The sequence below is a fragment of the Mitsuokella jalaludinii DSM 13811 genome, assembly GCF_000702905.1.
In the GTDB taxonomy this organism is placed as follows: domain Bacteria; phylum Bacillota; class Negativicutes; order Selenomonadales; family Selenomonadaceae; genus Mitsuokella; species Mitsuokella jalaludinii.
The window spans coordinates 1-2,055 of the sequence record NZ_JNKR01000060.1 but is presented as its reverse complement, the minus strand read 5'-3'; the positions used below and the strand labels follow the sequence as shown (position 1 = coordinate 2,055).

The window sequence follows — 2,055 nt, the reverse complement described above, 5'->3', positions numbered from 1 at the left end:
AAGCGTGTGACGTTCTACTTTCCTGCTCCGCACCATCCATGGGAACGCGGGACCAACGAGAATACCAATGGGCTTCTGCGGGAGTTCTTCCCGAAGGGCAAGGACCTCACGGATACACCAGAGGAGTACATCCAAAGGAAGTACCATGAGCTGAACTTGCGCCCTAGGAAGTGCCTTGGTTATAAAACACCATATGAGGTCTACTTCTCAAAGGTGTTGCACTTAGCTTGACAATTCACCCCACTTTGGTGTCCAAAGCCAAAAGTAGCATAAATTCAAGCGCTCTGCTCAAAGCCTTGCAGGCCTTGTCCTGGGGCGATGAACAAGCGGCTTAAAAGCTGTAAACTGCTGTATAAAGAAATAATAATTTGAAAACACTTGATGATGGTATCACTGTCGGCCTTGGTGTTTGAGAAAGCCTGACGGAAACCACACAAAATCTTATGTCTGCAGATAGTGAGTGTGTCTGTTACAGAAAAAATCATTCATCACCTTCAGAGAGTAAGATGTCCCTTAATACCAATTCGATTTCATAATCCCCCCATTTTTGGATTGTGTCAATAAATTCCTGCAATTCGGCCTCGTCCGTAAAATAACTGTCGATGGATAGTGTTTGAGCACCAGTTATCTGATAACAGTGGTTGATATGGCTGTGGCACTGAGTAAGATAATCCAACAGGGACTTCATAAAACCGCTGTGTGGGGTTATTTTTATAAGGGCATGTGTTTTATAACCATATATGGGGCAGTTGACATTCACGGTATAGTGATGGACAACGCCCAAACCAGTCAGGCGGTCAAGACGATTCTTGACCGCCTGACTGGTTAAATGAACGCGTTTTCCCAGTTCAGTCATGGAAATTCTGGCCTCTTTATGCAGAATGCTGAGGATTTCATGGTCAGTTTTGTCAATTTTTTTGTTGTTGGCAGGTAAAAAATTCATGGCAATGCTCCTAACTTGAAAACTTGAAAATTTCAAGTGATTTGTCTGCATCTCTTGAAATTCTGTATCGTAAATAAAATTCTAGCAAAGTATAATCACAATGTAAATTAAATTATGCTTCAGAGGAGGAAATGAAATGAAATGGAGAAAAACTTTAATAGCTGCATTCTTGGGAATGACGATGATGACGGGCAATGCCTTTGCACAGGTTTCTTACCAGCATGTACGCAATGCTACGGGCAAATTGGCGTACAACGATACGGTATTTTTGATAGATCCCATGCTGGCAGAAAAAGGCCGTTATGAAGGCTTTGCTGGTTCTTTCAACAGTGAGGTGCGCAATCCCAAGATGGACTTGCCCGAATCAAAGGAGGATGTATTAAAGAATGTTGATGCGTTAATTGTCACGCATACCCATCTTGACCATTGGGATGAAGTAGCTCAGCAGTTCATCAACAAAGATATTCCTGTATTTGTGCAGGATGATAAGGACGCTACTGAAATTCGCAAGGAAGGTTTCCGCAATGTTCAGGTGCTGAATCGGGATATCGAGTTCCAAGGGGTGCGCCTGACCAGAGTAGAAGGCACGCATGGTACGGAAGAGATGTATGCCAATCCCGCTTATAGCGTACTGCTCGGAGAAAGTATGGGCGTGGTCTTTGCTGCTCCCGGTGAAAAAACTACTTACCTGATGGGCGATACGGTCTGGACGGCCCGGGTTGATAAAACGCTACAAAATCGTCAGCCCGATATTCTAATTATGAATACTGGTTATGCTAAGTCCATCTGCTACAATGATTCCATTATTATGGGTACAGAAGATGTAGGCAGAGCGGCAACGAGAATGCCAAAGGCCAAAATTGTAGCGGTGCATATGGATGCCATTAACCATTGCACAGTATCACGCAAGAATATGCGCGACTTTGTCCATAGCAGAAAGTTAGGCAAACAGGTAGCTGTACCGGATGATGGACAGATAATAAATTTTGATAAATAAGAACCAGCAGTTTACAGCTCTTGAGACATAATAAAATCACGTAGTCCCTGCTGGTGTATAATAGATTCACCACAAACCAAACACGAGAGGTGCTACGTGATGTCTCAATTATACA

3 protein-coding genes and 1 pseudogene are annotated in these 2,055 nt (G+C 43.4%); 2 read left to right on the top strand and 2 right to left on the bottom strand.

Annotation, left to right across the window (positions count from 1 at the left end):
• Positions 1 to 231, top strand: a pseudogene (locus tag T518_RS12150) (IS30 family transposase); the annotation flags it as partial.
• Positions 232 to 275: 44 nt separating this feature from the next.
• Here the strand turns inward: T518_RS12150 and T518_RS12145 are convergent.
• Entirely contained in the window at positions 276 to 485 is a 210-nt protein-coding gene (locus T518_RS12145; RefSeq protein WP_036378986.1) for a hypothetical protein, read from the bottom strand.
• Positions 482 to 943 (bottom strand): Lrp/AsnC family transcriptional regulator, encoded by a 462-nt coding sequence (locus tag T518_RS11155; protein ID WP_036378985.1) that lies wholly within the window; start codon positions 941 to 943, stop codon positions 482 to 484. Before T518_RS11155 ends, T518_RS12145 begins: the two co-directional genes overlap by 4 nt.
• Before the next feature lie 136 nt (positions 944 to 1,079).
• Between T518_RS11155 and T518_RS11150 the strand changes: the two genes are divergently transcribed.
• Positions 1,080 to 1,940: an MBL fold metallo-hydrolase gene (locus tag T518_RS11150; protein ID WP_036378983.1), complete on the top strand. Its 861-nt coding sequence runs from the start codon at positions 1,080 to 1,082 to the stop codon at positions 1,938 to 1,940.
• The last annotated feature ends 115 nt before the right edge of the window (positions 1,941 to 2,055 follow it).

What these genes read in the sequence shown, in the direction of transcription:
- T518_RS12145 (WP_036378986.1), bottom strand. Translation starts at nt 485, where the DNA reads ATGATTTTTTCTGTAACAGACACACTCACTATCTGCAGACATAAGATT.
- T518_RS11155 (WP_036378985.1), bottom strand. Translation starts at nt 943, where the DNA reads ATGAATTTTTTACCTGCCAACAACAAAAAAATTGACAAAACTGACCAT.
- T518_RS11150 (WP_036378983.1), top strand. Translation starts at nt 1,080, where the DNA reads ATGAAATGGAGAAAAACTTTAATAGCTGCATTCTTGGGAATGACGATG.